This window comes from Mesorhizobium sp. Pch-S (assembly GCF_004136315.1).
Lineage (GTDB): Bacteria > Pseudomonadota > Alphaproteobacteria > Rhizobiales > Rhizobiaceae > Mesorhizobium.
In genome coordinates this window covers 5,664,835-5,690,860 of record NZ_CP029562.1, presented here as the reverse complement: position 1 = coordinate 5,690,860, position 26,026 = coordinate 5,664,835, and the positions used below count along the sequence as shown (strand labels likewise).

The following is a 26,026-nucleotide window of genomic DNA, read 5'->3' as shown; positions in this document are numbered from 1 at the left end:
ATGAAGATTCCTGCGAAGTCATTGGCGCAAAGCCAGCGAACGATCGATTCCTATGAAGGGTTCGCGGACCATTACAGCCGTCTCGACGGCCCCTCGCCCGCTGTGGAGGCTGCACTGCGACGCATCGTCGAAGCGACCGGAGGTCGCGGCCATGTTCTCGAAATCGGGTCTGGGCCGGGATGGGAGGCAGATTTCCTTGAGGCCTTGGGAGCCTCCGTACGGCGCACCGATGCAACGCGACGGTTTCTGGAACTACAGGCGCAACGGGGCAAGCATGGTGACCTTCTGAACGCGATCACCGATGATCTTGGTGGACCCTATGACAGTATCGTAGCCCTGTGCGTGCTTATCCACGTCCCGCGCGATCAGATTGGTCAGGTGTTGACGAGAAGCGCTCAGGCGCTGCGCCCGGATGGCGCATTCCTGGTGTCGATGCGTGACGGCGACGGCGAGACCAGCGGCGATTATCATACCGTATACTGGCGGCGCGATGATTTCGTCGCATGCATGGAAGCGGCAGGCTTCACTGTTGAATGGGAAGAGTACAGCGTCGACTGCGACAATGACGGATGGAACACATTCCTGGCCCGGAGATCACCGTGAAACAGCGTGGCCGTTTTTCGTTCTCGGCAGAGCCCTCTCTTGAGCGAGCCGCCTGATGGCAGATGTCAAAGCCAACGGGAGAAGCAGAAAGGTCATTGTCGGAGCACTGATCGGATTTTCCTATGGATGTATTCTGGCGCTTCTGGCGTTCGCGGCAATGGGAGCGGGCCACGGCAGCTGGATTCCCTTCCTGATTTCATCCGCGCCATTCGGTGTCTTGACCTTCCTTGGCACCTCCGGCTTCACCGTTTCGGTTGTTGCAGGTGCACCGGTCGTATGGGCCACATTTGGCGCCATGATTGCGACATCAGACAATCCAAAACTGGCTTGGGTAACCAGAACCCTGCTCCTGCTTCACTATGCGGCCGGGCTGCTGCTCATTGCAGCGACCACCGGGTTTGGCGAACTTGCATATGTTCTTCGCATGCTGCGCATTTCACCGGAGATCATGGTGGCGTGGGCCATGTTCTATGTGGGCGGGCAGATAGCCGTGCACTGGCGCATGGGACTTTGCGGTCGGTCTCGGCCAGACGCGCGAGATGGCCAGTCTCCGACGTGATGCCGAGGCTATCTCAATCTGACGCCGCCTGGATCAACGCCGCACGAAAAAATCGGCCGGGCATCCTTGCGGACACCCGGCCGATCAAAAGCTGGAATGAAGCCTGGAACGATTACTTCTTGACCGCAGCAGCGACCTCGGCCGCGAAGTCGGTCTCTTCCTTCTCGATGCCTTCGCCGAGGGCGAAGCGCAGATAGGCGGTGATCTTCGCCGGGGCGCCGATTTCCTTCTCGGCAGCCTTCAGCGCCTGCTCGACGGTCAGGTCGGGGTTCAGCACGAAAGCCTGCTTCAGGAGCACGACTTCCTCGTAGAACTTGCGCAGGCGGCCTTCGATCATCTTCTCGATGACGTTGTCCGGCTTGCCCGAAGCGCGGGCCTGCTCGGAGAAGATCGCGCGTTCACGCTCGACGGCCGCCTGATCCAGCGCGTCGACGTCGAGCGACAGCGGGTTGGTGGCAGCAACATGCATGGCGACCTGGCGTGCGAAGGCACCGGCCTTGTGCGCATCGCCTGAGGTCTCGATGGCGACCAGCACACCGAGCTTGCCGAGATTGTCGGCAACCGCGTTGTGGATGTAGGTCGCAACCGCGCCCTCAGCGACGGTCAGCTTGTCGGAACGACGGAAGCCGAGGTTTTCGCCGATGGTGCCGACTGCGTCCTTGATGGTGTCCGTGACGCTCTTGTCGGAGCCCGGATACTTGGCAGCGGCAACAGCCTCGGTCTTGCCATAGGCCAGCGCGACCTTGGCGACATTGGCCACGATCTCCTGGAAGGCATCGTTGCGGGCAACGAAGTCGGTTTCGGAGTTGACTTCGACGATCGCGGCTTCGCGCAGGCCGGCGTCCACAGCGATAAGGCCCTCGGCGGCAGTACGGCCGGCCTTCTTGTCGGCCTTGGCGATACCCTTGGCGCGCAGCCAGTCGACCGCCGCTTCCATGTCGCCGTTGGTTTCGGCCAGGGCCGCCTTGCAGTCCATCATGCCCGCGCCGGTGAGGTCGCGCAGTTCTTTGACCTGTGCTGCTGAAATGCTCATTGTCGCCTCTTTGTTTCGCAATAGGCTGGCGCACCATCGATTCTTCGATGATGCGCCGCGTTCAGGCGCTTAACGCGCCAAGATATGAAATTGATGAAGGCCTGAGGCGGCCCTCTACCTTGAAGCGTTTCCGTTTTTCACGGAAACGCGGAACCGCTCCAAGTTTTGCTTCACCACATTTGTGCGACGCCAGGTGACGCCACCTGGCTGCAAAATGCCTTACGCTTCCGGCGTCTCGCCTGCCGGGGTCTCGCCGAGAACCGGCTCGACCGGAGCTTCAGCCGCGGCGCCGATGTCAACGCCCAGCGCGCCCTGCTGGCGAGCGATGCCGTCGATGGCAGCCTTGGCGATCAGATCGCAGTAGAGCTGGATGGCGCGGGCAGCATCGTCATTGCCCGGGATCGGGAAGTCGATCTTGTCCGGATCGCAGTTCGAATCGATGATCGCAACGACCGGAATGCCAAGGCGCTTGGCTTCGAGAATTGCGTTCGCTTCCTTGTTGGTGTCGATCACGAACATCAGGTCCGGGGTCGAGCCCATGTCCTTGATACCGCCGAGAGCCTTGTTCAGCTTCTCGCGCTCACGGTCGAGGTTCAGGCGCTCCTTCTTGGTGAAACCCTGGGCTTCGCCACCGGAGAGCAGGTCGTCGAGCTTGCGCAGACGCTGGATCGAGTTCGAGATCGTCTTCCAGTTGGTCAGCATGCCGCCGAGCCAACGCGAATTCACGTAATACTGCGCCGAACGCTGCGCGGCATCGGCAACGATGTCGGAGGCCTGACGCTTGGTACCGACGAACAGCACGCGGCCACCACGGGCAACGGTGTCCGAAACCTGCTTCAGGGCCTGGTGCAGCAGCGGAACCGTCTGCGACAGGTCGATGATGTGGATGTTGTTGCGGGCGCCGTAGATGTAAGGCGCCATCTTCGGGTTCCAGCGGTGGGTCTGGTGGCCGAAGTGAGCACCAGCCTCGAGAAGCTGACGCATGCTGAAATCTGGCAGAGCCATTGTCTAGTTCCTTTCCGGTTGACCTCCACGGACATTTGACGGTTTCTGGAAAACCGGATCGAAAGCGTATTGCTTTTCGGGGGTTAACCTGAGCCGCCACCGGAGGTTTCAGCCGGATTTCTCCCGGACAGACACCAAAGCCCGTGTGTGGAATGGTCGCGCCTATAACCGTGTTGCAGCGCAAAAGCAAGCCCGCAAGCCGCTCATCCGGCTATCGCGCGGCGATGAAGGCTCCCGTACCGATCATGGCGCCACCGGCGACGCGGTTCATCAACCGCATGCGCGCAGGCACCCTGAACCAGTAAGACGCGCGGCCCGACAATGCCGCATAGAACCCCATGGTCAGGATGTTGGCCGAAACCACGACAGCAACCACGACAAGGCCATCGGCAAAAGTCATGGCATGGAGATCGAGGATCAGCGGCATGATCGAGGCATGGAACAGGATTGCCTTCGGATTGCCGAGTGCAATCGAAGCCCCAAGCACGAAGGAACGAACGAATCGGCTCTCGCCCTTGCCACCGTCTTCTGCCCGGGCCGTGGCCGAGCGCCACATCCTGATACCAAGATAGATCAGATATGCGGCACCGGCATATTTCAGGACCAGGAAGATCCATTCGAAGGTCTGCACCAGGGTGACCAGCCCGAGCAGCGCCAGTGTCACCAAAACGGCGTCACCAGCCGCCACTCCCAGACCGGCGGTGAAGGCCCGCGCGAAACCCCGCGAAACGCCATTGGTGATCACCGCAAACATTGCCGGGCCCGGCGTCATCGCCGCCAGGACGACCGCGGTACTGTAGGCAAAGAAGGCCGTCAGCGTCATGTCCTCACCTTCCCGTTCTTGATCCGCACGCGCCGGAACACGGCGACGATCTCCTCGCGACTGCATTCAACGGCGCCGAGCCGCACCGCGCGATCGCGCTCGAACCCCGTAATATCGTAGTGCGGCGCCGATGTCTTCGGCGGCCCCTGGTAGGAAGAGCGCTTCACGCCGAGCTGAGCTGCGAACCCATGCAGTTCGTTGATGTCGTCGGCAAGCAGATGGCACCAGCGGTGGCCGGCCCATTTCCAGATTGCCGCATCGACATAGACAGCCATCGAACCGGCAGCAGTGCCGCTACTGCTTGCAGGGCTTCTGCGGCGTATCGAACAACGACAGATTGACCAGCTTGCCCGTCATCGAGAAATCGCCGTAGTCCATCGTGAGATCCCGCGTCAGCCCATTCTCGTGCAGCTTGAAGGAGATGCGGTAGGAAGGCAGCTCTTCGCCGTCGGCCTTGTCGGTCTGGTCGAAATAGGCGATGTCCACCGGCCAGTATTTATCCTTGCCGAATTTGGCGAGCGCTGAAAATTCCGGATCGTCCTTTGCTGCAGCCACGGGCTTGCCAACCACCACCGTCGTCGTCATCACCTTGTCTGCCGTGTCAGAGCCGTCATAGAGGCTGGTCTCGTAGAAGGTCTCGCCCTTCTCCGCCTTGCCGATCAGTTCCACCAGATGCTGGGTCGGAAACTGGGTCGAGGTCAGCTCCAGAGTCTTCCTGTCAGGCTTGTCCAGAACAACTTTGAGATCCTTGGGCTCCCTGGTCGCCGTGCCCTTTATTTCCTTGTCCATCGACTGATCGACGAAAGACTTTGTCACGAAGGAGAAGGTCTTGCCCTGCGCATCCTCGAAGGTCGTGGTCTGCTGGTCGGTAAGGCGTGTGTTGTTGTCGTTGGTCGCGATCTGCGTCACGAACCGGAACTTGACCGTATAGCCCTCGCAGGGCGAGCCGTTGAATTCGTAGACCATACGTCCCGACAGGCCGGTGATACCTGACCGATCCGAAGCCTTGTCCAATGCAAGGTCATAAACGGCGCGATGTGGCTGCAGCAGCGGCGCTGCGAAGGCAGGAGCAGCGGACAGAGCACTGGAGAGCAGAAAGACACTGGCTGGAAGGCGCGTCACGCGCATGGGCAACTCCGGTCGGTGCGGCTGACAGCTGAGCCGCAAAAGATGATCCACATCACAAAAAGTCGTGGCGGAAGCGTGTCAAACAATGCAGTTTCGACCCAACCAACGAGACACCTTCAAGCAATAGGGAATTACCATGGGCGAAACAATCGAAAAGCGGCTAAGCGATCTCGGGATCAGCTTGCCGGTGCCCGCAGTGCCGGTCGCCAATTACGTCCCGTTCGCCCGCAGCGGCAATCTCCTTCTGACCTCCGGCCAACTGCCATTGAAGGATGGCAAGCTTACCGCAACTGGCCTGCTGGGTCGCGATGTTGACGTCGCTGCCGGCCAGGAAGCCGCGAAATACTGTGCGGTCAACATCCTGGCGCAAGCCAAGGCAGCGCTCGGCGACCTCGAGAAGATCCGTCGCGTCGTCAAGATCACCGTATTCGTCGCCTCGACCCCCGACTTTGTCGAGCAGCACCTTGTCGCCAACGGCGCCTCCGATCTGCTGGCGACCGTGCTCGGCGAAAAAGGCAAGCATGCCCGCTCGGCTGTCGGCAGTGCGTCGTTGCCGCTCAACGCACCTGTTGAAATCGAAGCGATCCTGGAAGTCGAATAGGCAAGTCGATCATGACCGATATCTCCTGGTTGACCGCCCGGCCGATCGCGCATCGCGGCTTTCACGACCTCAATGACAAGCGTTGGGAAAATACGCTTTCCGCCTTCTCTGCCGCGATCGAGCGCGGCTATGCCATCGAATGCGACGTGCATCTTTCCGCCGACGGAGTGCCTATTGTCATCCATGACGACGACCTGCGCCGCTTGACGGGTACCGAGGGCTTCGTCTGGCAGCGGACAGCGGCCGAGATGGCGCAGTTGCGTGTCGGCGGTACCGATGACCACCCGCCGACATTGCGCGAGTTGCTTGACCTCGTCGACGGACGAGTGCCGCTCGTCGTCGAGATCAAAGGTACGCCCGGACACGACGCCGGGTTGGTCAAGGCGGTAGGACGTCTGCTCAAGCGCTACGAAGGCCAGGTCGCCATCATGTCCTTCGATCATTGGCTGATCCGGGAATTCGAGACGGAAGTACCGGGCATCCCCGGTGGCCTGACCGCCTATGGCACCGCCAACCACGAGACCGAAGCGCATTTTTCCATGCTGGCGCATGGCATCGCCTTCACATCCTACGCAGCCGGCGACCTGCCCAATCGCTTTGTTTCCTTCGTAAGGGAAAAGCTGGGCATGCCGGTCATCACCTGGACAATCCGCGACCAACCCGCGATCGACCTCACCTTCAGATATGCCGACCAGATGACATTCGAAGGATTCGAGCCCGATCACGTGCGGGTTGCGTGACCCATCTTGCACGCGCTGCGACGGACCATAGATAACACGCCATGGACCAGAGCGACGACGTGAAGGAACCCGATGAGGCAGGCTATGCCGTGCGCATAGCCGCTGGCATCAATGCTTTCACGCGTGAAGAGTGGGATGGCTTCGTCGGCACGACAAGAACATCGCCAAACGGCTACAATCCATTCATTTCATTTGATTTTCTAAACTCTCTCGAGGAGTCCGGCTGCGCCGTTTCACGCTCGGGCTGGCAGGGCCATCATCTCAGGCTGGAAGCTGCCGACGGCAGGCTGCTGGGTGCTGTTCCCTGCTATGTGAAGTCACACAGCCAAGGTGAATACGTGTTCGACCATGGCTGGGCCGACGCCTTCGAACGCGCAGGCGGCAGCTACTATCCCAAGCTGCAATGTTCGGTGCCGTTCACGCCGGCCACCGGCCCTCGCCTGCTCGTCTCGCACCGTGAAGACGCCGATACCGTCCGAGCCGGCCTTGCCGCTGGACTGAAACTCGTCACGGAAAGGCTTGGCGTGTCGTCGTCGCACGTTACCTTTGCGCAGGAAGGCGACATAGCCACGCTCGAGGCTGCCGGCTTCCTGCATCGGACAGACCAGCAGTTCCATTTCTTCAACGAGGCCTATGGCTGCTATGATGATTTCCTGGCTACGCTGGCATCGCGCAAACGCAAGGCACTGAAGAAGGAACGTCGCGAAGCACTTGGCGCCGGCATCACGATCGAGCGGCTGACAGGCAAGGATATCTCGGAGCAAGCCTGGGACGATTTCTTCGCCTTCTACATGGATACCGGCGGACGCAAATGGGGTCGCCCTTACCTCAATCGCCGTTTCTTCTCGCTGATCGGCGAACGCATGGCCGATGATATCCTGCTTGTCATGGCCAGGCGCAACGGCCGCTACATCGCCGGAGCCATCAATTTCATCGGCTCCGATACTCTCTACGGCCGAAATTGGGGCTGCATCGAGGATCATCCGTTCCTGCATTTCGAGGTCTGCTATCATCAGGCCATTGATTTTGCGATTGAAAATGGGCTGAAGGTGGTCGAAGCAGGTGCGCAGGGCGAACACAAGCTGGCGCGCGGTTACCGGCCGGTGACGGTGCATTCGGCACACTACATCGCCCACCCAGGTCTCAGGCGGGCGGTTGCCGATTATCTCGTGCGAGAACGTCGTGAAGTCGCGGCAATGAGCGACTATCTCGATGAGCATACTCCGTTCCGCAAAGGCGAGCCGGTCATCGATTGATATGCACCGAGCCAGGATGCCCGAAGACGCTTTGAACTTTTGTATTGCGCGTCTTGCTAGTGCACGACTGTCTTGGAAAACACGTTGATCACCACTACGCCCGCCACGATCAGCCCCATGCCGATCAATGCCGGAGTATCGAGCGCCTGACGGAACCAGATCCAGCCGATAGCCGTGATCAAGGCAATGCCTGCCGCACACCAGAGCGCGTAGACGATTCCGACCGGCATGGTGCGCAGCGGCAGTGACAGAAAGTAGAATGCAAGTGCATAGCCGGCCACGGAAACCAGCGACGGCGCGAGCCTCGTGAATCCGTGCGTTTCCTTCAACGCCGTCGTGGCCACCACCTCGAACAGGATCGCGACGACGAGATAGATATAGTTTTGCAACATGCTTTTCCGCCGCCTGATTTCGTGCAACCTGCGCGATGAGTACCCCAGTCCACCAGACAGCACGAGAGGCACATCATGAGCTATGACGATACCAACATCTTCGCCAGGCTGCTGCGCGGTGAAATTCCTTCGCACCGCGTCTACGAAGATGATGCCGTGATCGCCTTCATGGATGTCATGCCGCAAGGCACGGGTCACACCCTGGTCGTTCCGCGTGCGCCGTCAAGTAATCTGCTCGACGCCGACCCCGCGACGCTGGTTCCCCTCTTTGCCGTCACCCAGAAAATGGCGCAGGCCGTGAAGAAAGCCTTCGCAGCCGACGGGGTCACCATCATGCAGTTCAATGAGGCAGCTTCCGGCCAGACGGTCTACCATCTGCACGTGCACGTCATCCCACGCTTCGAAGGCGTGCCGCTCCAGCGGCACAGTGGCGAGATGGAGAAGCCCGAGGTGCTTGCTGCGAATGCCGAAAAGATCAAGGCGGCTCTGGCCGGTTGATCGCCCCGGGGCTCAGAAGTCCAGATAGAGCCCCGCCAGCAGCAGAAGTTCGGCCACGATGATGCCGACGACCATGCGCTTTCCCGACAACAAGTAGGCAATGAAGCCCAGGCCCGCCGCGGCGATACGGAGGATAAGTAACGTGTGCGCGAGCGCACCGCCGGGAAAGACGATCAGGTTGCCGATGACGGCCGCGACAAGCGCCGTCGCCATCGTGCGGACCAGCACCAGCAGGTCGGAATCCTCGGAAAGCTTGCCGCCGAAATAGACGCCAAGGAAGCGCCAGATATCGGTGGCGGCGAAGCCGGCAGCGAGAATGAACAGATATGGCCACCACCAGGCGGTGCTGGAAAAATAACTCATACCGCGCCTGCCTTGCGCCGCCAAAGATGCCAGCCATAGGCAGCCGCGCCCCCAACCACTCCAGCGGCCAAAAGATCGAATTGCGGTAACAGCACGTGGAAGAACGGTCCGAGAACAAGGCCCAGAACCATCGCCACGTGCCCCACTCGCTCACGTGCAGAACCCCACAACGATGTCAGGAAATACATCGGCGTCAGCATCAGCAGCGCCGCCGAAATGGTGGAAGGCAGTGCGTCCGCCACCGCATAGACGGCGGTAACGACAATGATGTTCGACGCTACCAGCGTGCCACCGAGCCCAGCATAGAAGGTCGTACGCATGTCGCGCGGAATGTGCTTGAAGCGCTCCATAGCCAGGACCCACGAAGTCACCGCCACGAAATGCGCGAGCAGGTAGAGCACCCATTGCCGGGTCTTCTCGGCCCGCATCTCGGGCACGAGCGCCATCACCATCGGCATCAGGCGTATGGCCGACAACGTCACCGCAAACAATGCAGCCGGCAGCGCGACACCCGACACGATCGCGCCCACCAGAACAACCATGGAAGGCAATGCCCAGACGGTCCCGGTCATGAAGGCGGCTTGCACCATCGTGACCCCGGCATCTTTCGCCAGTGCAGCAAACCCGACGAAGGAACTCACAAGGATCAGGCCGGGAAGAGAAAAAGCGGCACGAACGCCGCGCAAAAACCATATCGAACGGGACATTGGCGTGTCGGAGACCAAAGGCGACATGTCCCGGCCATAGCACGGGCCATCGTGTGGCGCGACCACACCAAAAGGTGCATGCCATCTTTCCATTGATCCAGGAAAGATGGCATGCAGGCTACCCTATCCGGAGATACCACGATGGATGAGTTGCAAGTCGGCCAATACTGGGAAGCCAATGCCGAGACATGGACCCGGCACGTCCGCGCCGGTTACGACGTCTATCGCGACGCGCTGAATACACCCGCATTTCTGGCATTCCTGCCGCCTGTCCAGGGACTGTCAGGCTTGGATATTGGTTGCGGTGAAGGCGAGAACACGCGCCAGCTCGCGCGACTGGGCGCCCGCATGCAGGCGATCGACATCGCGCCTACCTTCATTCGCCATGCCAGCGCCTCCGAAACCGCCGCGCCACTCGGCATTACTTACCGGCATGCCAGCGCAACGGCACTGCCCTTCCCCGATGCGACGTTCGACTTCGCAACGGCCTTCATGTCGATGATGGACATAGCCGGACCGGAAGTTGCACTTGTCCAGGCGTATCGCGTGCTGAAACCAGGTGGTTTCTTCCAGTTCTCGATCCTGCATCCCTGTTTCGTACCGCCCTATCGCCGCAACATCCGCGACGACAGCGGCGAGGTGCTCGCCGTCGAGGTCGGTCGCTATTTCCAGGCAACGGACGGCGCGATCGAAAGCTGGCACTTTTCTGCCGCGCCAGCAGCGGAACGAGCCAAGGTCGAACCTTTCCAAGTACCTCGCTTCCACCGCACACTCAGCCAGTGGGTAGCCATGATCGTGCAGGCCGGTTTCACCATCGAGGCGTTGGGCGAACCCATGGCAAGCGAAGAGACTGCCCTGGCGGAACCTGTCGTAGCTGATACCCGGGTCGCGCCCATCTTCCTGCATTTTCGGCTGCGCAAGCCGGCGAAGGCATAGCCAGCCAGTCGATTGCCGGGACGGCCACCACGCAGCTGTCTTTAAGACGCGCACCCCCGCACGCATTCCGTGATGAAATAAAAAAGCCCCGTCACCGGGGCTTTTTCTGCAGTTGCGCTCGGCGGATCAGCCTTTGCGCGGCAGTTGCGGCACCAGGCTGCGCTTGCCGTTGTCCTTGCCCTTGGGTTCCGTCTTGGAAGCGACCGCCTTCTTGGCAACAGCCTTCCTGGCGGTCGCCTTGCGTGGCTTCGGTGCGTCCTCTTCCGGTTCCTTCTTCGGCTTCACGGGCGTCTCGTCAGCCAGCGTTTCGAGCTTGAGCCCGGCTTCGCCGGTCTCCTTCTTCTCGACGCTGACACGCACCGTACCGCCATGCTTCAGCTTGCCGAACAGCACCTCGTCGGCCAGCGGCTTCTTGATGTGCTCCTGGATGACGCGGCCCAACGGACGGGCACCCATGCGCTCGTCGTAACCCTTGTCAGCGAGCCAGGCGATCGCCTCCGGCGACAGGTCGAAGGTGACGCCACGCTCTGAAAGCTGCGCTTCCAGTTGCATGACGAACTTCTGCACGACCTGGTGCACGACTGGCACCGGCAGCGAACCGAATGGGATGATGGCATCGAGACGGTTCCGGAATTCCGGCGTGAACAGCCGGTTGATCGCCTCGACATCGTCGCCTTCGCGCTTGGTCGAGCCAAAACCGATCGCCGCACGCTGTGCATCCGCCGCACCCGCATTCGTGGTCATGATGAGGATCACGTTGCGGAAGTCGATCTGCTTGCCGTTGTGGTCGGTCAGCTTGCCGTGATCCATCACCTGCAACAGGATATTGAACAGGTCCGGATGTGCCTTTTCCACCTCATCGAGCAGAAGTACGCAATGCGGATGCTGGTCGACACCATCGGTCAGCAGACCACCCTGATCAAACCCGACATAGCCGGGAGGCGCACCGATCAGCCGCGAGACCGTGTGGCGTTCCATGTATTCCGACATGTCGAAGCGCAGCAGCTCGACACCGAGGGAAGCTGCGAGTTGCTTCGCGACCTCGGTCTTGCCGACGCCGGTCGGGCCTGAGAACAGGTAGGAGCCTATCGGCTTCTCCGGTTCGCGCAGGCCGGCACGCGCCAGCTTGATCGCCGAAGTGAGCGCGGAGATTGCCGTATCCTGGCCATAAACGACACGCTTCAGCTCGACATCGAGACCGGCGAGGACCTTCTCGTCATCGGCGGAAACCGTCTTCGGCGGAATGCGCGCCATGGTGGCGATCGTCGCTTCGATCTCCTTGATGCCGATTGTCTTCTTGCGCTTGCCTTCGGGCAACAGCATCTGCGAGGCACCGGTCTCGTCGATCACGTCGATCGCCTTGTCCGGCAGCTTGCGGTCGTTGATGTAGCGGGCCGAAAGCTCGACCGAAGCCTTGATCGCCTCGCTCGTATATTTGACCTTGTGGAACTCCTCGAAATAAGGCTTCAGGCCCTTCATGATCTCGATGGCGTCCTCGACGGTCGGCTCATTGACATCGATCTTCTGGAACCGGCGAACAAGCGCACGGTCTTTTTCGAAGAACTGACGAAACTCCTTGTAAGTCGTTGAGCCAATGCAACGAATCGCGCCAGACGACAGGGCCGGCTTGAGCAGGTTCGATGCATCCATGGCACCGCCCGACGTCGCACCAGCTCCGATGACGGTGTGGATCTCGTCGATGAACAGGATGGCGCCGGGATAATCCTCCAACTCCTTCACGACCTGCTTCAGACGCTCCTCGAAGTCGCCGCGATAGCGCGTTCCGGCCAGCAGCGTGCCCATGTCGAGCGCGAAGATGGTGGCATCGGACAACACTTCCGGCACATCACCTTCGACGATACGCTTCGCCAGACCTTCGGCGATCGCGGTTTTACCGACGCCGGGATCACCAACGTAAAGCGGGTTGTTCTTGGAGCGGCGGCACAACACCTGGATCGTGCGGTTGATTTCGGAGGCACGACCGATCAGCGGGTCGATGCGGCCCGCCTTTGCCTTGTTGTTGAGATTGACGCAGTAGGCTGTCAACGCGTCCTGCTGCTTCTTCTTGCTACCCTCTTCCTGCTGCTCGGGACCATTGGTCCCGCTCTGCTCTTCCTCGGCGCCGCGCGGCGACCGGCTCTCGGACGAACCGGGACGTTTGGCTATTCCGTGCGAGATGTAGTTGACCGCGTCATAACGGGTCATCTGCTGCTCCTGCAGGAAATAGGCAGCATGGCTCTCGCGCTCCGCGAAGATGGCAACGAGCACGTTAGCGCCCGAGACTTCCTCGCGGCCGGACGACTGCACATGGATAACGGCGCGCTGGATAACGCGCTGGAAACCCGCTGTCGGCTTGGAATCTTCGTCATAACCGGTGACGAGATTGTCGAGTTCGGTGTCGATATAAGTCAGGACGGTCTGCTTCAACTCGTCCAGATCGACATTGCAGGCGCGCATCACCGCAGCTGCCTCATTGTCGTCGATCAGGGCCAGCAGGAGATGTTCGAGCGTCGCATATTCATGATGACGTTCATTGGCGAAGGTCAGCGCCTGATGAAGCGCCTTTTCCAGGCCCTGGGAGAAAGCCGGCATGTTACCTCACTTCTTCTCCATCACGCATTGCAGCGGATGTTGGTTCTGTCGGGCGAAATCCATAACCTGAGACACTTTGGTCTCGGCCACTTCGTAGGTGTAGACCCCGCACTCGCCCACGCCATGATTGTGGACATGCAACATGATGCGCGTGGCGGCCTCGCGGTCCTTCTGGAAAAAACGCTCCAGCACGTGAACCACGAATTCCATCGGGGTGTAGTCGTCGTTGAGGATCAGAACCCGGTACAGGCTGGGTTTCTTGGTCTTGGTTTTTGTGCGCGTGATGACGGCCGTTCCGCGACCGGTACCATTACCGTCGCTGCCGTTCTGCATTCGCGCCACGCTCGTGGCAGTCTTACCGGTGGTCACGTATTCCTGCCTTCTGGATCGAATCCCCATCAGAACCCGACATGTAGGGTATCGATGCAGGATTTTAAGCCCTTCTGGTTAGCTGACAATATGGCTAGGTCCTCATTCAGTACCGTTTTTAGCAAACGTGAAGACGTCCCGCCGGCAGATACGAAAAAACCCGGCTGCGCAGGCGCAACCGGGCTCGTTGAGCGGGCCAGAAACCCGCAAACTGGCGTAAAAATGAGGCTTACTTCGCCTTGGCGGTCAGCGATTCGAACGGCTTGTAGGCGTCCTTGGCGAGATCGGCATACAGTTCGCTGATCTTGGTCGCCTCGGCCACGAAGGCCTCATAGGCCTGCTTGGCATAATCGGTCTGGAGTTCGACAGCACTTTCGATCGACTTTGCCGAGAGAAGCTTTTCGACGTGCGCAGCGCCGTTCTCGAAGCTCTTCTTGGTGTATTCAGTCGCCTCGGTGGCGATCGCCTGCACGCCCTTGGAGAGCGAAGCAAAGCTCTTCAGGCCGGTGTCAGCGAATTCCTTGCCGTATTTGCTGAAATCCTCGTAGGTCTGGCTCATCTGGCATTCCTTTCCTGCGGATCGGCTAATTTGTGCGATGCATAAGATGTATGCTGCGATGCACAAAAAGTCAATTCCCGCGCGGATGCGCTCCCAGCCCCTAAGATTCGAATAAAGCTCGCCTCAAACGCCGCCGAAATGGTGAACGAGGCGGTTACCATAAACGGATTGGTAACGAGCGTTAAAGTAGGTTGGACAAATGCGGGGCCGGACCTTTGCCGACTCCCCGGGGTGCAAGCAAAATTCAAAGGAAGCAGCAGTGCGTCAGGCGTTAACAGGCATCGTGTCCAAGTCCGTATCCTCCCTTCTCAAAACCTCCATGGTCGCATCGCTCGCGCTGACATTCGCGGTGACGGATGTCGCGTCGGCATTTGCCGCGCCTTCCTCCGCGATCGTTGTCGACGCCAAGACCGGCAAGACGCTCTACTCCAAGGACGCCAACGCGCGTCGCTATCCCGCGTCGCTGACCAAGATGATGACGCTCTACCTGACCTTCGAGGCGCTTGCAGCCGGACGGATCAGCAAGAACACCCCCGTGGTGTTCTCGGCCAAGGCCGCCGCCGAACCGCCCACGAAGCTCGGTGTGCGCAAGGGCGGTGCCGTTACGGTCGAGACAGCGATCCTGTCGATGGTGACCAAGTCCGCCAACGATTCCTCGACCGCGCTTGCAGAAATGATCGGCGGCTCCGAGACGAATTTTGCACGCATGATGACCTCCAAGGCACGCGCACTGGGCATGAAGGGCACAGTGTTCCGCAATGCCAACGGCTTGCCGGATCCAGGCCAGTTCACGACCGCGCACGACATGGCCGTCCTCGGCATGGCGCTGCGTGAACACTACCCGCAATATTACGGTTATTTCTCCACGCGTTCGTTTGCTTATGGCAAGCGCCAGATCAACGGTCACAATCGCCTGCTCGGCCGCATCAAGGGTGTCGATGGCATCAAGACCGGTTACACCCGAGCTTCGGGATTCAACCTGGTTTCATCGGTCGCCGACGGCAACCGCAAGCTGGTCGCCGTGGTCATGGGCGGCTCCTCCGGTGGCTCCCGCGACAAGCAGATGGCTTCGCTGATCCAGACCTACATGCCGCAGACTTCGACCCGCGGCTCCGGTCCGCTCGTGGCGCGCGCTTCCGGTGATACGGCAGTGGCGGCGATCGCCAATGTCTTCCTGCCCAAGAAAAACGCCCCCACTCCGGACGAGAAGCCGGAGACCGTCGTTGCTTCGGCCGACGAGGCCGTTGCAGACCAGATCACGGCAGAAGACGCAGTGGTCGAGCCAGCACCCGAGAAGCCCTCCCGCAAGAACAAGAAGGTGATTGCGGCTGCGGCCCCGGTTGTGACGGCTTCAGCCGCCGAAATGGCCATCCCCGCGCAGCTGCCGGTCGTGCAAGCCTATGCCCCTGTCGAAGAAACTCCGATCGATCGCCTGATGACGGCTTCGACCAATGCCAGCTCCACAGCTTCGGGCAACTGGGCCGTGCAGATTGCCTCGGCTCCGCGTGAGGCTGATGCCAAGGCGCAGCTCGACAAGGTCGCCAAGCAGGCTGGCCGCGTGCTGGCGAAGGCATCTGGCTACACTGTCGCCTTCGACAAGGACGGCACCACCTACTATCGCGCCCGTTTCGGTTTCGAAACCAAGGAAGCGGCGTGGAGGGCCTGCAATGCGCTGAAGCGGAAGAGCATCTCCTGCTTCGCCGTGCAGCAGTAAGCGGATTTCTCCCGGAAACGTACTTATCGAAGGAGATCAGTGGTGATTGGAGAGCAGGACGTCCTTGGCTTCGTTGATCCGCGCCGCCAGGAACGACGCGTTTCCGACATCGGGGTGCAGGCGCTGCATCAGGCGGCGGTGCGCCTTGCGGACATCCGTCGCGGCGGCGCCCGTTTCAAGACCAAGGATCTTGTAGGCCTCCTCCTTAGTCATGGCGCCCGCACCTGGCGCAACACCCAGCCTCTCGCCACGATACGTCTGCGTGTCGAGGCGCCAGGTGGGAAAACGGCGGTCAAGATACGTCTCTAACAGCTGCCGGCTGTCAGGATCGACCGCCAATTCCTGATAGAGCTGGCCGAGATCCGTCAGGCTCATGGCACCGAGCATCTTACCCTCGCTGCGGCCTGCCAGCACCAGCCCTTCCAGTCGACCGGTATCGTGGTCGAGCTCCATTTCCAAAGCTGCGGTGCGAACCAGGGAATGGCGCGTGACCAGTGTGCCAACCGGACGTTCCCTGCGAAACATCATGTAGAGTGAGCCGGCAACAGCCAGCACCAGCAGGCCGAAACCGGTGCGTCCGGCGGCCAGGATCGCAATTCCCGCAGCTCCGAAACCGACAGGAAATGCGATGCGTACTGTAGCGGCGACGGCCCTGGGATCAGCCCGCAGGAAAACAGCTGCCGCTCCAGCAAGAGCCAGCACGATTGCAGCGACGGCGATCACAATACCCATGGCCGACCATCCCGGTTCGACAAAGTCTACCGCGATCCTCCCTGGACACCAACAGGCATTGGCGAGCGGCTCTCTGCAACAGGGTCAGAGCAGGCCGAGTTCAGCCAATTCCTGCCTCAGCTTGGGTGGCATCTCAGCCCAGCCGGTCCTGCCCTTGCCGAGATCAGCCGGTGCATCGGAAAGCTTCAGGTAGCGCCACCCCTGGAAAGCGCGTCGAGGCTGCCATTCAGTGCGCACCACGGCAGGGTCAAGCACCAGATGACAGCGTCCGATGCCTTCCTTGTCGGTGAACGGCCTGATCTCGGTGATCAGCTGCCGGCATTGCACGCTGCCCTTGATCACCCAGTAAAGCGAACCGCCTTCAACGATTTCGGCGACCCGCGTCGGCACCATGCGCGTGGTGTGGTACTGCTCCACCGGCTCTCCGGCTCGGCGCTTGTCGTCGAGCCGGTCGGCGATCCATTCCTCAAGGTCCTCGACGCTGTCGCAGCCGACGCACAGTTTGATGAGATTAAGAGCCATGGCTGGAAGGTAGTCCTCCGGCAGCCCGGGTCAACGGCCTCGCCGACTTCTCCACAATGCCAGAAGCAACCGGTTCAGCATTCCACCACGTTCACGGCAAGACCACCGAGGCTGGTCTCCTTGTATTTCTCGCTCATATCGAGCCCGGTCTGGCGCATCGTCTCGATAGCCGCATCCAGTGGCACGAAATGCTTGCCGTCGCCCTTGATGGCGAGCGAAGCCGCGGTCACCGCCTTCACGGCCCCCAGTGCGTTGCGCTCGATGCAGGGCACCTGGACAAGTCCTGCGATGGGATCGCACGTCATGCCGAGATGATGCTCCAGCGCAATCTCGGCAGCATTTTCCACCTGCTCCGGTGTTCCTCCCATGACAGCGCAAAGTCCCGCGGCCGCCATGGCGGAAGCCGAGCCCACCTCGCCCTGGCAACCCACTTCGGCGCCGGAAATCGACGCATTCGACTTTATGATGCCGCCGATCGCGGCAGCTGTAAGCAGGAAATCCCGGATCGACGGCTGGTCGGCCTCTGGATGAAAGTGCAGCCAGTAGCGCAACACCGCAGGAAGTGTGCCTGCGGCGCCGTTTGTCGGCGCGGTGACGACCCTGCCTCCTGCAGCATTCTCCTCGTTCACCGCCATGGCGTAGATCGACAGCCAGTCATTGGCGAGGAGTGGATTCGGCCGGTTCTGTTGCCACTGTTCCTGAAGCTTGTCGTGCAACTGGCGGGCACGCCGACGTACTTTCAGCCCGCCCGGCATGATGCCTTCCTGGGTCAGACCACGCTCGATGCAACCGAGCATGGCGTTCCACACCGCATCGAGCCCGGTATCGAGCTCCTCGCGGGACATGTGCGTTTCCTCGTTGACCCGCTTCATCTCGGCGATCGAAAGACCGCTTTTCGCGGCCATGTTCAGCATCTCGACGGCATTCTTGAACGGATATGGCACCTTCTTGCCTTCCGTCGTGACCGTGCCCTTCGCCTTCATGCGCTGCAATTCTTCATCCGAGACGACGAAGCCGCCACCGATCGAATAGTAGATGCGTTTCAGGAGCAGGCGATCAGCCCCGTCATAGGCGTAGAATGCCATGCCGTTCGCATGGCCGGTCAGCGGGGTCTTCTTGTCGAGCACCAGATCCTTGGCCGGATCGAAGCGATAGGACGAGCGTCCCGGCGGTGAAATACGTTTTTCCGCTGTCACCGCCGCGACGATGGCTTCCGCATTGTCCGGATCGACAGTCTGCGGGACCTGGCCAGCCAGCCCCAGGATCACGGCTCGGTCCGTGCCATGTCCGATGCCGGTATAAGCAAGCGACCCATGCAGGCTGGCCCCGACCCGCTCCACCTTGACGCCGGCGGGGCGTGGCCAGTCATTGCCTTCGAGTTCCTCGAGGAAACGCGCCGCCGCCGTCATCGGCCCCATCGTGTGCGAACTCGACGGCCCGATACCGATCTTGAACAGGTCGAAAACCGAAAGAAACACGCTTTCAAGCTCCTCAGGCGCTCCGGACGGATGCGCAATCCAGTTGATCATTCCGCCATTCGTCATCCATGCGCTAGACGCCACCCCGACGTCCGTTTCGCTGCAAGCGACATCAGCCTGCAACCATCGCTGGATAAGGCATTCCGTAGAGTTCTATGTATTAGATAGTGTCCATGAGCGATTCTTTTCTATTTTCGCTGAACGACTTTCTGGCGCTGGCTCTTTTCCTCGGCGTCTGGGTGTTCTTCGCGCTCGCTGCCGACGGCAAGGTCTTTCGCCGCATTTCGCTGACCACAGCCATGAATGTGCAGCGTGAGGCCTGGATGCGCACCATGGCCAAGCGGGAACTGCGCATGATCGACACCTCGATCATGATTGGACTGCAGCAGGGCACGGCGTTTTTCGCATCCAGCTCGATCTTCGCCATTGGCGGCTGCTTCGCATTGCTCGGTGCCTCCAACCATGTGCTGGCAGTGGTCTCGACGCTTCCTTATGTGGGTACGCCACCGCAGGGCGTGTTCGAAGCCAAGGTCGTCGGCCTGATTGCGTTGCTCGCCTATGCGTTTTTCAAGTTCGGCTGGTCGTACAGGCTGTTCAACTACTGTTCGATCCTCATCGGGGCGGTACCGACAGTCCAGGAGGGGGTCGTCGCCCCGCATGAGACCGAGGCCGCGGTGATGCGTGCAGCCAGGATGAACATCCTTGCTGGCAAGCACTTCAACGCCGGCCTGCGCGGCATCTTCTTCTCCCTTGCCTATCTCGGATGGTTTGCCAATGCTGGCATGTTCGCCACCACCACGCTCATCCTTCTGGCCGTTCTGGTGCGACGCCAGTTCTTCTCGAACGCCCGTGCCGCGGTTCTTGGCGCCACAGAACCGCTCTAGGCCGGGCCGGGATACAACCTGTCGATCTTGCCTGTTGCCCAATAAACGAAGAGGCCGATCCATTCCTTGATCGCCATGGTCGTCGTCTGCAGCGAATCGACCGGGTTGTCCGTGAAAAGGCCAACGCCTTCGCGTCCGGACGTGCGATAATCGACAGGCCAAGGCGTGGTTTCAAAACCAACTTTGTCGAACAGTGCCTTGGAGCGCGGCATATGGAAAGCTGAAGTCACCAGAAGCCAGGTCTCGCCCGGTTTCGGCATCACCAGCCTGCGCGTGAAGACGGCGTTTTCGTAGGTGTTGCGGGATTCGCTCTCCAGCACCAGCCGCTCCGGCGCAACGCCAAGCGCCGTCAGCAATCGTTGCGCCGTGACAGCATCGCCCTCGCCCTCGAGAATCAGTTCACCTGCTCCGCCAGAGACCACCACCTTGGCGTCGGGATAGCGTCTGGCCAAAATCGCAGTCTCGACAAAACGGTCACCCGCCGTGCTCAGCTCGTACCCGCCACGGGCAAGATTGATTGCGCCCTCCATGCCGCCGCCGAGCACAACAATGCCGTCGACACGCTGAGGCGCGGCCGGTCGCTGATAGCGCTCCTCCAGCGGCGTCATGATCATCGCACCGAACGAAGTCCACACCGACAGAACCATGATGAACGCCGCCAGGAAAGCACCGGTCCTGAGCAGCCTGCGGCTACCGAAGAAGCCAGCCACAAGGCCGGCGAGCAGCAGAATGATCGCCAGATTGAGCGGTTGAACGAAAAACCAGAAGACTTTGGAAAGAAAGAAGAACATCAGCTGGCCCCAGTCGCATCCGAAGGCCGAACCCCAGTCCTCCCCCGATAGCTGGGGATTCGTCCCCAGCCTATGACAGTGGTCAACCGGGATTCAGGCAAAACTGCGGAACGCGACCTGCCGCCATCTCGGAATCAAGACGTGGAGATGGAGGATCGCCCCACTACCACCACTGGCTGGCTTCGAAGCGGCCCGCGGCCTTCTCGATGACATGCGCCGTCTGGAACAGCGTCTCTTCATCGAACGGGCGGCCGATGAGTTGCAGTCCAAGCGGCAATCCGTGAGAATCGAGCCCGGCAGGCACCGAGATCCCAGGCAGGCCTGCCATGTTCACCGTGACCGTAAAGACATCGTTGAGATACATCTTGACCGGATCGGCAGCCATGTCCTGATCGGCAACGCCAAAGGCGGCTGACGGTGTCGCCGGCGTCAGGATGACATCCACGCCCGCGGCGAACACGTCCTCGAAATCCTTCTTGATGAGCGTCCGCACCTTCTGTGCCTGCAGATAGTACGCATCGTAATAACCTGCCGAGAGCACATAGGTACCGATCATGATACGACGCTTGACCTCACGACCGAAACCGGCCGCTCGGGTCTTCTCATACATGCCGACGATATCCTTGCCCGGCACGCGCAGGCCGTAGCGCACGCCATCATAGCGAGCGAGGTTCGACGAGGCTTCCGCTGGCGCCACGATGTAGTAGGCCGGCAACGCATATTTGGTGTGCGGCAGCGAGATGTCGACGATCTCGGCACCGGCGTCCTTCAGCCAGGCGATACCCTGCTGCCAGAGTGCTTCGATCTCTTCCGGCATGCCGTCGACGCGGTACTCCCTCGGAATACCGACCTTCATGCCCTTGATCGGACGGCCGAGCACGGCCTCATAGTCCGGCACCGGGCGATCGACGGAGGTCGTGTCCTTGGCGTCAACGGAGGCCATGGATTTCAACAGGATGGCAGCATCGCGCACATCGCGGGCGATGGGGCCGGCCTGATCGAGCGACGACGCAAAGGCAACGACGCCCCAGCGCGACACGCGGCCATAGGTCGGCTTGATGCCGACCGTACCGGTAAAGGCCGCAGGCTGGCGAATTGAACCGCCCGTGTCCGTGGCGGTCGCACCGGCACACAGGAACGCGGAAACAGCAGCGGCCGAGCCGCCGGAAGAGCCGCCTGGAACCAGCTGCATGTTGTCGTAGGTGCGGTTTTCTTCGACACCGCCCGGTTTGACAAAGCCCGCGCTGCCATCATGGAAAGTTGGCTTGACGGTGGTCTGCACACGCGAGCGGCGCCATGGATTGATCACTGGACCGTAGTAGGAAGTCTCATTGGAAGAACCCATGGCAAACTCATCCATGTTGAGCTTGCCGAGCATGACGGCGCCATCGTTCCACAGGTTGCTGGTCACTGTGGATTCATAGCGCGGCTTGAAGCCGTCCAGCACGTGACTGCAGGCTTGTGTGTGCACGCCTTCCGTGGCGAACAGATCCTTGATGCCAAGCGGAATACCTTCCAGCGCCTTGCCCTCGCCCCTGCCGAGCCTGGCATCGGACGCTTTCGCCATGTCGCGTGCCTTGTCGTGCGTGACCGTCACATAGGCATTGAGCAGTGGATTGGCCTGATCGATCGCCGCGAGATAGGCATTGGTGATCTCCGTTGCGGAAATCTCCCTGGCCTGCAGCTTCGCGCGTGCTTCGGCAATGGTCAGTCTGGTCAGGTCGCTCATCAGGCAAGCTTCTTTTCGTAAAATCGCGGACAGCCGGAAGCGGGATCTTTGATCGTTGCCGCAAAGGCCAGGGCTTTATTCCACCACCTTCGGCACCAGGAAGAAGTTCTCCTCGGTTGCCGGCGCATTGGCGACAATGTCGGCGGCCTTGTTGCCGTCCGTCACGACATCGGCGCGCTTCCGCATCGCCATCGGCGTCACCGATGTCATCGGCTCGACGCCAGAGACATCGACTTCATTCAATTGCTCGACAAAGCCGAGAATGGTGTTGAGTTCGCCCGTCATGCGCGCGGCGTCCTCCTCGCTCACGGCGATGCGGGCAAGGCGCGCGACGCGCTTTACGGTCTGGATGTCGACGGACATGGGTGCCTCGGCGATCGTGTCGGAAAGGTTCAGGCGGCTATAGCCGCGCGCCGCGCCGTACGCAACCTTGAACGGCGCGGAACCACGCTCATCTCACCTAGAGTGAAATCGCGTCGCCAACCCTGGGCAGCGCCACCTTGGTGCCGGAGCCTTCCATACCGGCAACAAACTTGTCGGCCGACTGGTCAATCACCGGGAAGCTCCCGAAATGGCAAGGCACCACGGTATCGAATTGGAAGAAACGGCGGCAGGCAAGGGCTGCAACCGCGCCGCCCATGGTGAAACGGTCGCCGATCGGCACAAGTCCGATCTTCGGTTCGTGCAATTCGTTGATCAGCGCCATATCGGAGAAAATATCGGTGTCGCCCATGTGGTAGAGCGTCCTGTCTTCCGGGAAATGCAGCACCAGCCCGCCAGGATTGCCAAGATAGGTGTTGGTGCCGCCTTCGCCCGAAAGGGAGGAGGAATGCAGCGCCTGCACGAAAGTCGTGGTGAAACCACCGCAATCGACCGTGCCGCCGATGTTGCCCGGATTGATCCTGTCGCCCGAGACGCCCTTGCCGACGAGATGCATGCAGATCTCGAAGTTGGCGACCAGCATGGCACCGCTCTTCTTCAGGATGTCGACGGAACTGCCGACATGATCGTCATGGCCGTGGGTCAGCAGCACGTGGGTGACGCCGTCAGCGACACCTTCCCAGCCTCCACCCCACGACGGATTGCCCACCAGGAAGGGATCGATCAAAATCGTTGCGCCGGCGGCCTCGACACGAAATGCCGCGTGCCCGTACCAGGTGAGTTTCATCAGGCTCTCCTCGATTTTATGAGAGCAGGAAGATAGAACGGCGACGGATCAAGTCAAAGGAAAGCACGTGCCAATCATCGCAATCGAGGACGTGTCCCAATTGCTGACCGCAGGCGGCACGCTCGCCGGCATCGATCTCGGCGACAAGACCATCGGCGTTGCAGTCTCCGACCGGGGCCTTTCCTTCGCACACCCCCGCCCCGTGATCATGCGCAAGAAGTTCTCGATCGACGCCGCTGCCTTGCTTGGTCTTCTCGCCAGGGACAATGTCGTCGCGATCGTTATCGGCCTGCCCGTCAACATGGACGGATCCGAAGGGCCGCGAGCGCAGAAGTCGCGCGCCTTCGTGCGCAACATGGCACCGCTCAGCCGCTGCCCTTCATTTTCTGGGATGAGCGGCTGTCGACCGTTGCGGCGGAGCGTGTGCTGCTCGAGATGGATGTCTCGCGCCGCAAACGCGAAACCCGCATCGATTCCGCCGCTGCCGCCTTTATTCTGCAGGGAGCCTTGGACCGTCTGAGGACACTCGCTCGATCCGGTTGAGTGGTGGCCGAACGGAGCGTTGCCGGTGCCACCAAGCAGAAATCTGGCGGCGGCGACGGAAAGCGACAATGCCCGCCACCAGGAAGGAATCAAAGACGCAGGCCTTGGCGATCATGCCCGGGATCAGTGCAGGATCGATGCCGAGCATCTCGCCATAAAGCTGGAAAATCAGGTCATGCAGTTGGCGGCTGAGCATGACGTAGCCGAAATTCATGTCGTTGAGCGACAGGAAGTACCAGCCCCAGAACAGAACAAGCGGTGCGATCCACAACAGCAGCAAGGCGCGCATCAGCCCGCCCTTCCTGCCACAAGGCCCCAGAAATCCGCGCATGCGCGAGCCACGACCGCCTGGCTGGCGGTTCTCCTAAGGCTTGCGAGCAGTTGCGGTGTATGGCGCATGGTCTTCCTGCAATCGAATAAAGACAGTGGGACTTGCCGCCCGCGATCGCAATGGAAACCATTTGTTAGGGTTAACAGCCGGAAGCTGGATGCCTTCCTGTGGATAACGGATTGCCCGTTCTGCATTAGGCGGACGCGAGGTCATGTGTTGCGCGGGTCGCCAGGCGGCAATTGCTCTAGCTGGTCACCGGATAAAGCGTGTCCAAGATCATGCGAGCATCGTGGCGTGAATCGAGCATGCCGTAGGTGTTGCGCCATTGCCCGGCCAGCCGCGTTTCTATGAAGGCATCGGCGATCCGCCCCGCCCCCAGTCGCTTCAATTCCGCCGCAGCAGCAGCCAGAGCCAGTTGCTCCGTCAGCAACCGGGCGGAGCCTTCATCCGTCGAAGCCACCTGCATGGCAGCCTTCAGAACACTGATCGTGCCATGTCCGTTGGCACCGAGATCACGGTCGATACCCGCCAGCACTTCCTCGAACAGGGCCGGCGCCCGTCCAAGCACGCGCAAAACGTCCAGCGCCATGACATTGCCGGAACCTTCCCAGATGGCGTTGACCGGCGCCTCCCGGTAATAGCGCGCCAGCGGTGCTTCCTCGACATATCCGTTGCCACCCAGGCACTCCATCGCCTCGTAAAGCAACGAGGGTGCAATCTTGCAGACCCAATATTTTACAACGGGCGTCATGGCTCTTGCGAAAGCCGCCTCACCCCGGTCCGCCGCCGCCTCGTCAAAGGATCGCGCCAGGCGAAACGACAGTGCAGTTGCCGCTGCGACGTCGAGCGCCATGTCAGCTAGAACGCGCTGCATCAGCGATTGATCGATCAGATTCGCGCCAAACACCTTGCGATGGCGTGCATGGTGAACGGCTTCTGCCAGCCCCGCACGCATGATCGCGGCGGAAGCGACCGCGCAGTCCAGGCGGGTCAGCGTGACCATGTCCATGATGGTCTTGATGCCTTGTCCCGGTTCGCCAACCATCTCGCCAATGGCATTCTCGAACTCGACCTCCGAGGAAGCGTTGGAGCGGTTGCCGAGTTTGTCCTTCAGGCGCTGGAAGCGGAAGCCATTGCCTGAACCATCGCCGAGAATACGCGGCACCAGGAAGCAGGACAGTCCTTCCGAAGCCTGTGCCAGCACCAGGAAGGCATCCGACATCGGCGCCGACATGAACCATTTGTGTCCGGACAGGCGGTAAAAGCCGCTGGAACCTGCGCGCTCTGCCTTGGTGACATTGGCGCGGACATCGGTGCCGCCCTGTTTTTCGGTCATGCCCATGCCGAGCGTCAGGCCGGTCTTCTCGACAGGCGGCTTCTGCGCCTGGTCGTACTTCCGCGTGGTGACCCGCGGTGCCCACTCCCGGAAGATCTTCGGATTGGCCATCAGGGCTGCAAGCGAAGCGTTGGTCATGGTGATCGGGCACAGGTGGCCGGTCTCAAGTTCCGCCGTCAGGTAGAACCGGGCTGCGCGCACCTGATGGCGACGACCGATCTCGGTTTCACCGTTTTCCCACACGGAAGAGTGCAGACCGTTGGCAACCGAACGGCGCATCAGTGCGTGATAGGCCGGATGGAATTCCACCAGGTCGATACGCCGCCCCTGCCGGTCATGGGTCCTGAGCTTTGGCGTTTCGATGTTGACGAGCCGCGCCAGATCCTGCGCTTCCTGGGTCAGCACGAAACGGCCGAGCTGATCCAGGTCCTTGCGCACCGGCTCCGAGAATCGCTCCGCCAGCTGGATCAGCAGTGGATCACCTCGCCAGGCATTGCCACCGGCAAGTGGTGGCGGCTGGTTCATCACGTCGTCGGCCACGCTTTCCCTTTCACATCGGTTCCGTTTGCTGCTCGAATCCGGAACCGCTGCCGGGTTTATAACGAAGCTGTCGCGTAGAGGCGATGAAAATACC

The 26,026-nt window shown here is 60.7% G+C and carries 29 protein-coding genes and 1 pseudogene; 10 read left to right on the top strand and 20 right to left on the bottom strand.

The features are described 5' to 3' along the window. Together C1M53_RS26870 and C1M53_RS26865 are read left to right on the top strand one after the other, a co-directional pair. On the top strand, nt 1–603 hold the full coding sequence (locus tag C1M53_RS26870) for a methyltransferase domain-containing protein (protein ID WP_129415063.1): 603 nt from the start codon (nt 1–3) through the stop codon (nt 601–603). A gap of 55 nt (nt 604–658) precedes the next feature. Next, nucleotides 659–1,162 (top strand): hypothetical protein, encoded by a 504-nt coding sequence (locus tag C1M53_RS26865; RefSeq protein ID WP_129415061.1) that lies wholly within the window; start codon nt 659–661, stop codon nt 1,160–1,162. 112 nt (nt 1,163–1,274) lie between these two features. On the opposite strand, the gene tsf is transcribed toward C1M53_RS26865, so the two are convergent. The 5 genes from tsf to C1M53_RS26840 form a co-directional block, all read right to left on the bottom strand. After that, the gene (tsf, locus tag C1M53_RS26860; RefSeq protein ID WP_129415059.1) at nt 1,275–2,195 is read right to left on the bottom strand and encodes a translation elongation factor Ts; all 921 of its coding nucleotides are present in this window, start codon (nt 2,193–2,195) and stop codon (nt 1,275–1,277) included. 219 nt (nt 2,196–2,414) lie between these two features. Beyond that, nucleotides 2,415–3,200, bottom strand: a complete 786-nt coding sequence (gene rpsB / locus C1M53_RS26855) for a 30S ribosomal protein S2 (RefSeq protein WP_129415057.1) — start codon at nt 3,198–3,200, stop codon at nt 2,415–2,417. Nucleotides 3,201–3,411: 211 nt separating this feature from the next. Next, complete coding sequence (locus tag C1M53_RS26850) at nt 3,412–4,023, bottom strand: LysE family translocator (protein ID WP_129415056.1); 612 nt, start codon at nt 4,021–4,023, stop codon at nt 3,412–3,414. After that, nucleotides 4,020–4,298, bottom strand: a complete 279-nt coding sequence (locus C1M53_RS26845) for a DUF4031 domain-containing protein (RefSeq protein ID WP_129415054.1) — start codon at nt 4,296–4,298, stop codon at nt 4,020–4,022. The genes C1M53_RS26850 and C1M53_RS26845 overlap by 4 nt, the downstream gene beginning before the upstream one ends. A gap of 19 nt (nt 4,299–4,317) precedes the next feature. Continuing rightward, nucleotides 4,318–5,151 (bottom strand): cell envelope integrity EipB family protein, encoded by an 834-nt coding sequence (locus C1M53_RS26840; protein ID WP_129415052.1) that lies wholly within the window; start codon nt 5,149–5,151, stop codon nt 4,318–4,320. 136 nt (nt 5,152–5,287) lie between these two features. On the opposite strand from C1M53_RS26840, the gene C1M53_RS26835 reads away from it, so the two are divergent. Genes C1M53_RS26835 through C1M53_RS26825 form a run of 3 tightly spaced genes read left to right on the top strand, consistent with a single transcriptional unit; the run spans nt 5,288 to nt 7,748 of the window. Continuing rightward, a complete protein-coding gene (locus tag C1M53_RS26835) occupies nt 5,288–5,752 on the top strand; it encodes a RidA family protein (protein WP_129415050.1) in 465 nt (154 codons plus the stop codon). A gap of 11 nt (nt 5,753–5,763) precedes the next feature. Next, the gene (locus C1M53_RS26830) at nt 5,764–6,492 is read left to right on the top strand and encodes a glycerophosphodiester phosphodiesterase (RefSeq protein ID WP_129415048.1); all 729 of its coding nucleotides are present in this window, start codon (nt 5,764–5,766) and stop codon (nt 6,490–6,492) included. A gap of 41 nt (nt 6,493–6,533) precedes the next feature. Beyond that, complete coding sequence (locus tag C1M53_RS26825; protein WP_129415046.1) at nt 6,534–7,748, top strand: GNAT family N-acetyltransferase; 1,215 nt, start codon at nt 6,534–6,536, stop codon at nt 7,746–7,748. 56 nt (nt 7,749–7,804) lie between these two features. On the opposite strand, the gene C1M53_RS26820 is transcribed toward C1M53_RS26825, so the two are convergent. Further along, nucleotides 7,805–8,140, bottom strand: a complete 336-nt coding sequence (locus C1M53_RS26820; RefSeq protein WP_129415044.1) for a multidrug efflux SMR transporter — start codon at nt 8,138–8,140, stop codon at nt 7,805–7,807. Nucleotides 8,141–8,215: 75 nt separating this feature from the next. Here C1M53_RS26820 and C1M53_RS26815 point away from each other — a divergent pair, with 75 nt between their 5' ends. Next, on the top strand, nt 8,216–8,638 hold the full coding sequence (locus C1M53_RS26815) for an HIT family protein (RefSeq protein WP_129415043.1): 423 nt from the start codon (nt 8,216–8,218) through the stop codon (nt 8,636–8,638). Nucleotides 8,639–8,650: 12 nt separating this feature from the next. Here the strand turns inward: C1M53_RS26815 and C1M53_RS26810 are convergent, their stop codons facing one another. Next, nucleotides 8,651–9,001 (bottom strand): AzlD domain-containing protein, encoded by a 351-nt coding sequence (locus C1M53_RS26810; protein WP_129415041.1) that lies wholly within the window; start codon nt 8,999–9,001, stop codon nt 8,651–8,653. After that, complete coding sequence (locus C1M53_RS26805) at nt 8,998–9,708, bottom strand: AzlC family ABC transporter permease (RefSeq protein WP_245488303.1); 711 nt, start codon at nt 9,706–9,708, stop codon at nt 8,998–9,000. Before C1M53_RS26805 ends, C1M53_RS26810 begins: the two co-directional genes overlap by 4 nt. A gap of 141 nt (nt 9,709–9,849) precedes the next feature. Between C1M53_RS26805 and C1M53_RS26800 the strand changes: the two genes are divergently transcribed. Then, complete coding sequence (locus tag C1M53_RS26800; RefSeq protein ID WP_129415038.1) at nt 9,850–10,644, top strand: class I SAM-dependent methyltransferase; 795 nt, start codon at nt 9,850–9,852, stop codon at nt 10,642–10,644. A gap of 126 nt (nt 10,645–10,770) precedes the next feature. Here C1M53_RS26800 and clpA read toward each other — a convergent pair whose 3' ends face one another. The 3 genes from clpA to C1M53_RS26785 form a co-directional block, all read right to left on the bottom strand. Continuing rightward, the gene (gene clpA, locus C1M53_RS26795) at nt 10,771–13,236 is read right to left on the bottom strand and encodes an ATP-dependent Clp protease ATP-binding subunit ClpA (protein ID WP_129415036.1); all 2,466 of its coding nucleotides are present in this window, start codon (nt 13,234–13,236) and stop codon (nt 10,771–10,773) included. Nucleotides 13,237–13,242: 6 nt separating this feature from the next. Further along, complete coding sequence (clpS, locus tag C1M53_RS26790) at nt 13,243–13,569, bottom strand: ATP-dependent Clp protease adapter ClpS (protein WP_165358363.1); 327 nt, start codon at nt 13,567–13,569, stop codon at nt 13,243–13,245. 265 nt (nt 13,570–13,834) lie between these two features. After that, nucleotides 13,835–14,164 (bottom strand): phasin family protein, encoded by a 330-nt coding sequence (locus C1M53_RS26785; RefSeq protein ID WP_129415035.1) that lies wholly within the window; start codon nt 14,162–14,164, stop codon nt 13,835–13,837. 259 nt (nt 14,165–14,423) lie between these two features. Here C1M53_RS26785 and C1M53_RS26780 point away from each other — a divergent pair, with 259 nt between their 5' ends. After that, nucleotides 14,424–15,878 carry a D-alanyl-D-alanine carboxypeptidase gene (locus C1M53_RS26780; protein ID WP_129415033.1) on the top strand — a complete coding sequence of 485 codons (1,455 nt, stop codon included), beginning with the start codon at nt 14,424–14,426 and terminating at the stop codon, nt 15,876–15,878. Between the two features lie 36 nt (nt 15,879–15,914). On the opposite strand, the gene C1M53_RS26775 is transcribed toward C1M53_RS26780, so the two are convergent. From C1M53_RS26775 to C1M53_RS26765, 3 genes are all read right to left on the bottom strand, one after another. Then, a complete protein-coding gene (locus tag C1M53_RS26775) occupies nt 15,915–16,610 on the bottom strand; it encodes a DnaJ domain-containing protein (protein WP_129415031.1) in 696 nt (231 codons plus the stop codon). Nucleotides 16,611–16,694: 84 nt separating this feature from the next. Next, the gene (locus C1M53_RS26770) at nt 16,695–17,132 is read right to left on the bottom strand and encodes a DUF1489 family protein (protein ID WP_129415030.1); all 438 of its coding nucleotides are present in this window, start codon (nt 17,130–17,132) and stop codon (nt 16,695–16,697) included. A gap of 74 nt (nt 17,133–17,206) precedes the next feature. After that, nucleotides 17,207–18,610 carry an L-serine ammonia-lyase gene (locus C1M53_RS26765; protein ID WP_129416381.1) on the bottom strand — a complete coding sequence of 468 codons (1,404 nt, stop codon included), beginning with the start codon at nt 18,608–18,610 and terminating at the stop codon, nt 17,207–17,209. 173 nt (nt 18,611–18,783) lie between these two features. On the opposite strand from C1M53_RS26765, the gene C1M53_RS26760 reads away from it, so the two are divergent. Then, nucleotides 18,784–19,494 carry a DUF599 family protein gene (locus C1M53_RS26760; RefSeq protein WP_129415028.1) on the top strand — a complete coding sequence of 237 codons (711 nt, stop codon included), beginning with the start codon at nt 18,784–18,786 and terminating at the stop codon, nt 19,492–19,494. On the opposite strand, the gene C1M53_RS26755 is transcribed toward C1M53_RS26760, so the two are convergent. From C1M53_RS26755 to C1M53_RS26740, 4 genes are all read right to left on the bottom strand, one after another. After that, a complete protein-coding gene (locus tag C1M53_RS26755; protein WP_129415026.1) occupies nt 19,491–20,285 on the bottom strand; it encodes a YdcF family protein in 795 nt (264 codons plus the stop codon). The genes C1M53_RS26760 and C1M53_RS26755 overlap by 4 nt on opposite strands. 163 nt (nt 20,286–20,448) lie before the next feature. Then, nucleotides 20,449–22,014: an amidase family protein gene (locus C1M53_RS26750; RefSeq protein ID WP_129415024.1), complete on the bottom strand. Its 1,566-nt coding sequence runs from the start codon at nt 22,012–22,014 to the stop codon at nt 20,449–20,451. 75 nt (nt 22,015–22,089) lie between these two features. Continuing rightward, nucleotides 22,090–22,377: an Asp-tRNA(Asn)/Glu-tRNA(Gln) amidotransferase subunit GatC gene (gene gatC / locus C1M53_RS26745; protein WP_129415023.1), complete on the bottom strand. Its 288-nt coding sequence runs from the start codon at nt 22,375–22,377 to the stop codon at nt 22,090–22,092. Nucleotides 22,378–22,474: 97 nt separating this feature from the next. Beyond that, a complete protein-coding gene (locus C1M53_RS26740) occupies nt 22,475–23,182 on the bottom strand; it encodes a metal-dependent hydrolase (protein WP_129415021.1) in 708 nt (235 codons plus the stop codon). A gap of 67 nt (nt 23,183–23,249) precedes the next feature. On the opposite strand from C1M53_RS26740, the pseudogene ruvX reads away from it, so the two are divergent. After that, a pseudogene (ruvX, locus tag C1M53_RS26735) lies at nt 23,250–23,725 on the top strand (Holliday junction resolvase RuvX). Here ruvX and C1M53_RS26730 read toward each other — a convergent pair. After that, nucleotides 23,673–24,014 carry a DUF6105 family protein gene (locus C1M53_RS26730; RefSeq protein WP_129415019.1) on the bottom strand — a complete coding sequence of 114 codons (342 nt, stop codon included), beginning with the start codon at nt 24,012–24,014 and terminating at the stop codon, nt 23,673–23,675. The pseudogene ruvX and the gene C1M53_RS26730 sit on opposite strands and share 53 nt — an antisense overlap. A gap of 286 nt (nt 24,015–24,300) precedes the next feature. Next, nucleotides 24,301–25,932 (bottom strand): DNA alkylation response protein, encoded by a 1,632-nt coding sequence (locus tag C1M53_RS26725; RefSeq protein WP_129415017.1) that lies wholly within the window; start codon nt 25,930–25,932, stop codon nt 24,301–24,303. Between the last annotated feature and the right edge of the window lie 94 nt (nt 25,933–26,026).

What these genes read in the sequence shown, in the direction of transcription:
- C1M53_RS26805 (WP_245488303.1), bottom strand. Translation starts at nt 9,708, where the DNA reads ATGTCCCGTTCGATATGGTTTTTGCGCGGCGTTCGTGCCGCTTTTTCT.
- C1M53_RS26730 (WP_129415019.1), bottom strand. Translation starts at nt 24,014, where the DNA reads ATGCGCGCCTTGCTGCTGTTGTGGATCGCACCGCTTGTTCTGTTCTGG.
- rpsB (WP_129415057.1), bottom strand. Translation starts at nt 3,200, where the DNA reads ATGGCTCTGCCAGATTTCAGCATGCGTCAGCTTCTCGAGGCTGGTGCT.
- C1M53_RS26775 (WP_129415031.1), bottom strand. Translation starts at nt 16,610, where the DNA reads ATGGGTATTGTGATCGCCGTCGCTGCAATCGTGCTGGCTCTTGCTGGA.
- clpS (WP_165358363.1), bottom strand. Translation starts at nt 13,569, where the DNA reads ATGCAGAACGGCAGCGACGGTAATGGTACCGGTCGCGGAACGGCCGTC.
- C1M53_RS26740 (WP_129415021.1), bottom strand. Translation starts at nt 23,182, where the DNA reads ATGAAACTCACCTGGTACGGGCACGCGGCATTTCGTGTCGAGGCCGCC.
- C1M53_RS26830 (WP_129415048.1), top strand. Translation starts at nt 5,764, where the DNA reads ATGACCGATATCTCCTGGTTGACCGCCCGGCCGATCGCGCATCGCGGC.
- C1M53_RS26750 (WP_129415024.1), bottom strand. Translation starts at nt 22,014, where the DNA reads ATGAGCGACCTGACCAGACTGACCATTGCCGAAGCACGCGCGAAGCTG.
- C1M53_RS26755 (WP_129415026.1), bottom strand. Translation starts at nt 20,285, where the DNA reads ATGTTCTTCTTTCTTTCCAAAGTCTTCTGGTTTTTCGTTCAACCGCTC.
- C1M53_RS26760 (WP_129415028.1), top strand. Translation starts at nt 18,784, where the DNA reads ATGAGCGATTCTTTTCTATTTTCGCTGAACGACTTTCTGGCGCTGGCT.
- tsf (WP_129415059.1), bottom strand. Translation starts at nt 2,195, where the DNA reads ATGAGCATTTCAGCAGCACAGGTCAAAGAACTGCGCGACCTCACCGGC.
- C1M53_RS26825 (WP_129415046.1), top strand. Translation starts at nt 6,534, where the DNA reads ATGGACCAGAGCGACGACGTGAAGGAACCCGATGAGGCAGGCTATGCC.
- C1M53_RS26785 (WP_129415035.1), bottom strand. Translation starts at nt 14,164, where the DNA reads ATGAGCCAGACCTACGAGGATTTCAGCAAATACGGCAAGGAATTCGCT.
- clpA (WP_129415036.1), bottom strand. Translation starts at nt 13,236, where the DNA reads ATGCCGGCTTTCTCCCAGGGCCTGGAAAAGGCGCTTCATCAGGCGCTG.
- C1M53_RS26850 (WP_129415056.1), bottom strand. Translation starts at nt 4,023, where the DNA reads ATGACGCTGACGGCCTTCTTTGCCTACAGTACCGCGGTCGTCCTGGCG.
- C1M53_RS26815 (WP_129415043.1), top strand. Translation starts at nt 8,216, where the DNA reads ATGAGCTATGACGATACCAACATCTTCGCCAGGCTGCTGCGCGGTGAA.
- C1M53_RS26770 (WP_129415030.1), bottom strand. Translation starts at nt 17,132, where the DNA reads ATGGCTCTTAATCTCATCAAACTGTGCGTCGGCTGCGACAGCGTCGAG.
- C1M53_RS26865 (WP_129415061.1), top strand. Translation starts at nt 659, where the DNA reads ATGGCAGATGTCAAAGCCAACGGGAGAAGCAGAAAGGTCATTGTCGGA.
- gatC (WP_129415023.1), bottom strand. Translation starts at nt 22,377, where the DNA reads ATGTCCGTCGACATCCAGACCGTAAAGCGCGTCGCGCGCCTTGCCCGC.
- C1M53_RS26820 (WP_129415044.1), bottom strand. Translation starts at nt 8,140, where the DNA reads ATGTTGCAAAACTATATCTATCTCGTCGTCGCGATCCTGTTCGAGGTG.
- C1M53_RS26835 (WP_129415050.1), top strand. Translation starts at nt 5,288, where the DNA reads ATGGGCGAAACAATCGAAAAGCGGCTAAGCGATCTCGGGATCAGCTTG.
- C1M53_RS26870 (WP_129415063.1), top strand. Translation starts at nt 1, where the DNA reads ATGAAGATTCCTGCGAAGTCATTGGCGCAAAGCCAGCGAACGATCGAT.
- C1M53_RS26840 (WP_129415052.1), bottom strand. Translation starts at nt 5,151, where the DNA reads ATGCGCGTGACGCGCCTTCCAGCCAGTGTCTTTCTGCTCTCCAGTGCT.
- C1M53_RS26800 (WP_129415038.1), top strand. Translation starts at nt 9,850, where the DNA reads ATGGATGAGTTGCAAGTCGGCCAATACTGGGAAGCCAATGCCGAGACA.
- C1M53_RS26845 (WP_129415054.1), bottom strand. Translation starts at nt 4,298, where the DNA reads ATGGCTGTCTATGTCGATGCGGCAATCTGGAAATGGGCCGGCCACCGC.
- C1M53_RS26810 (WP_129415041.1), bottom strand. Translation starts at nt 9,001, where the DNA reads ATGAGTTATTTTTCCAGCACCGCCTGGTGGTGGCCATATCTGTTCATT.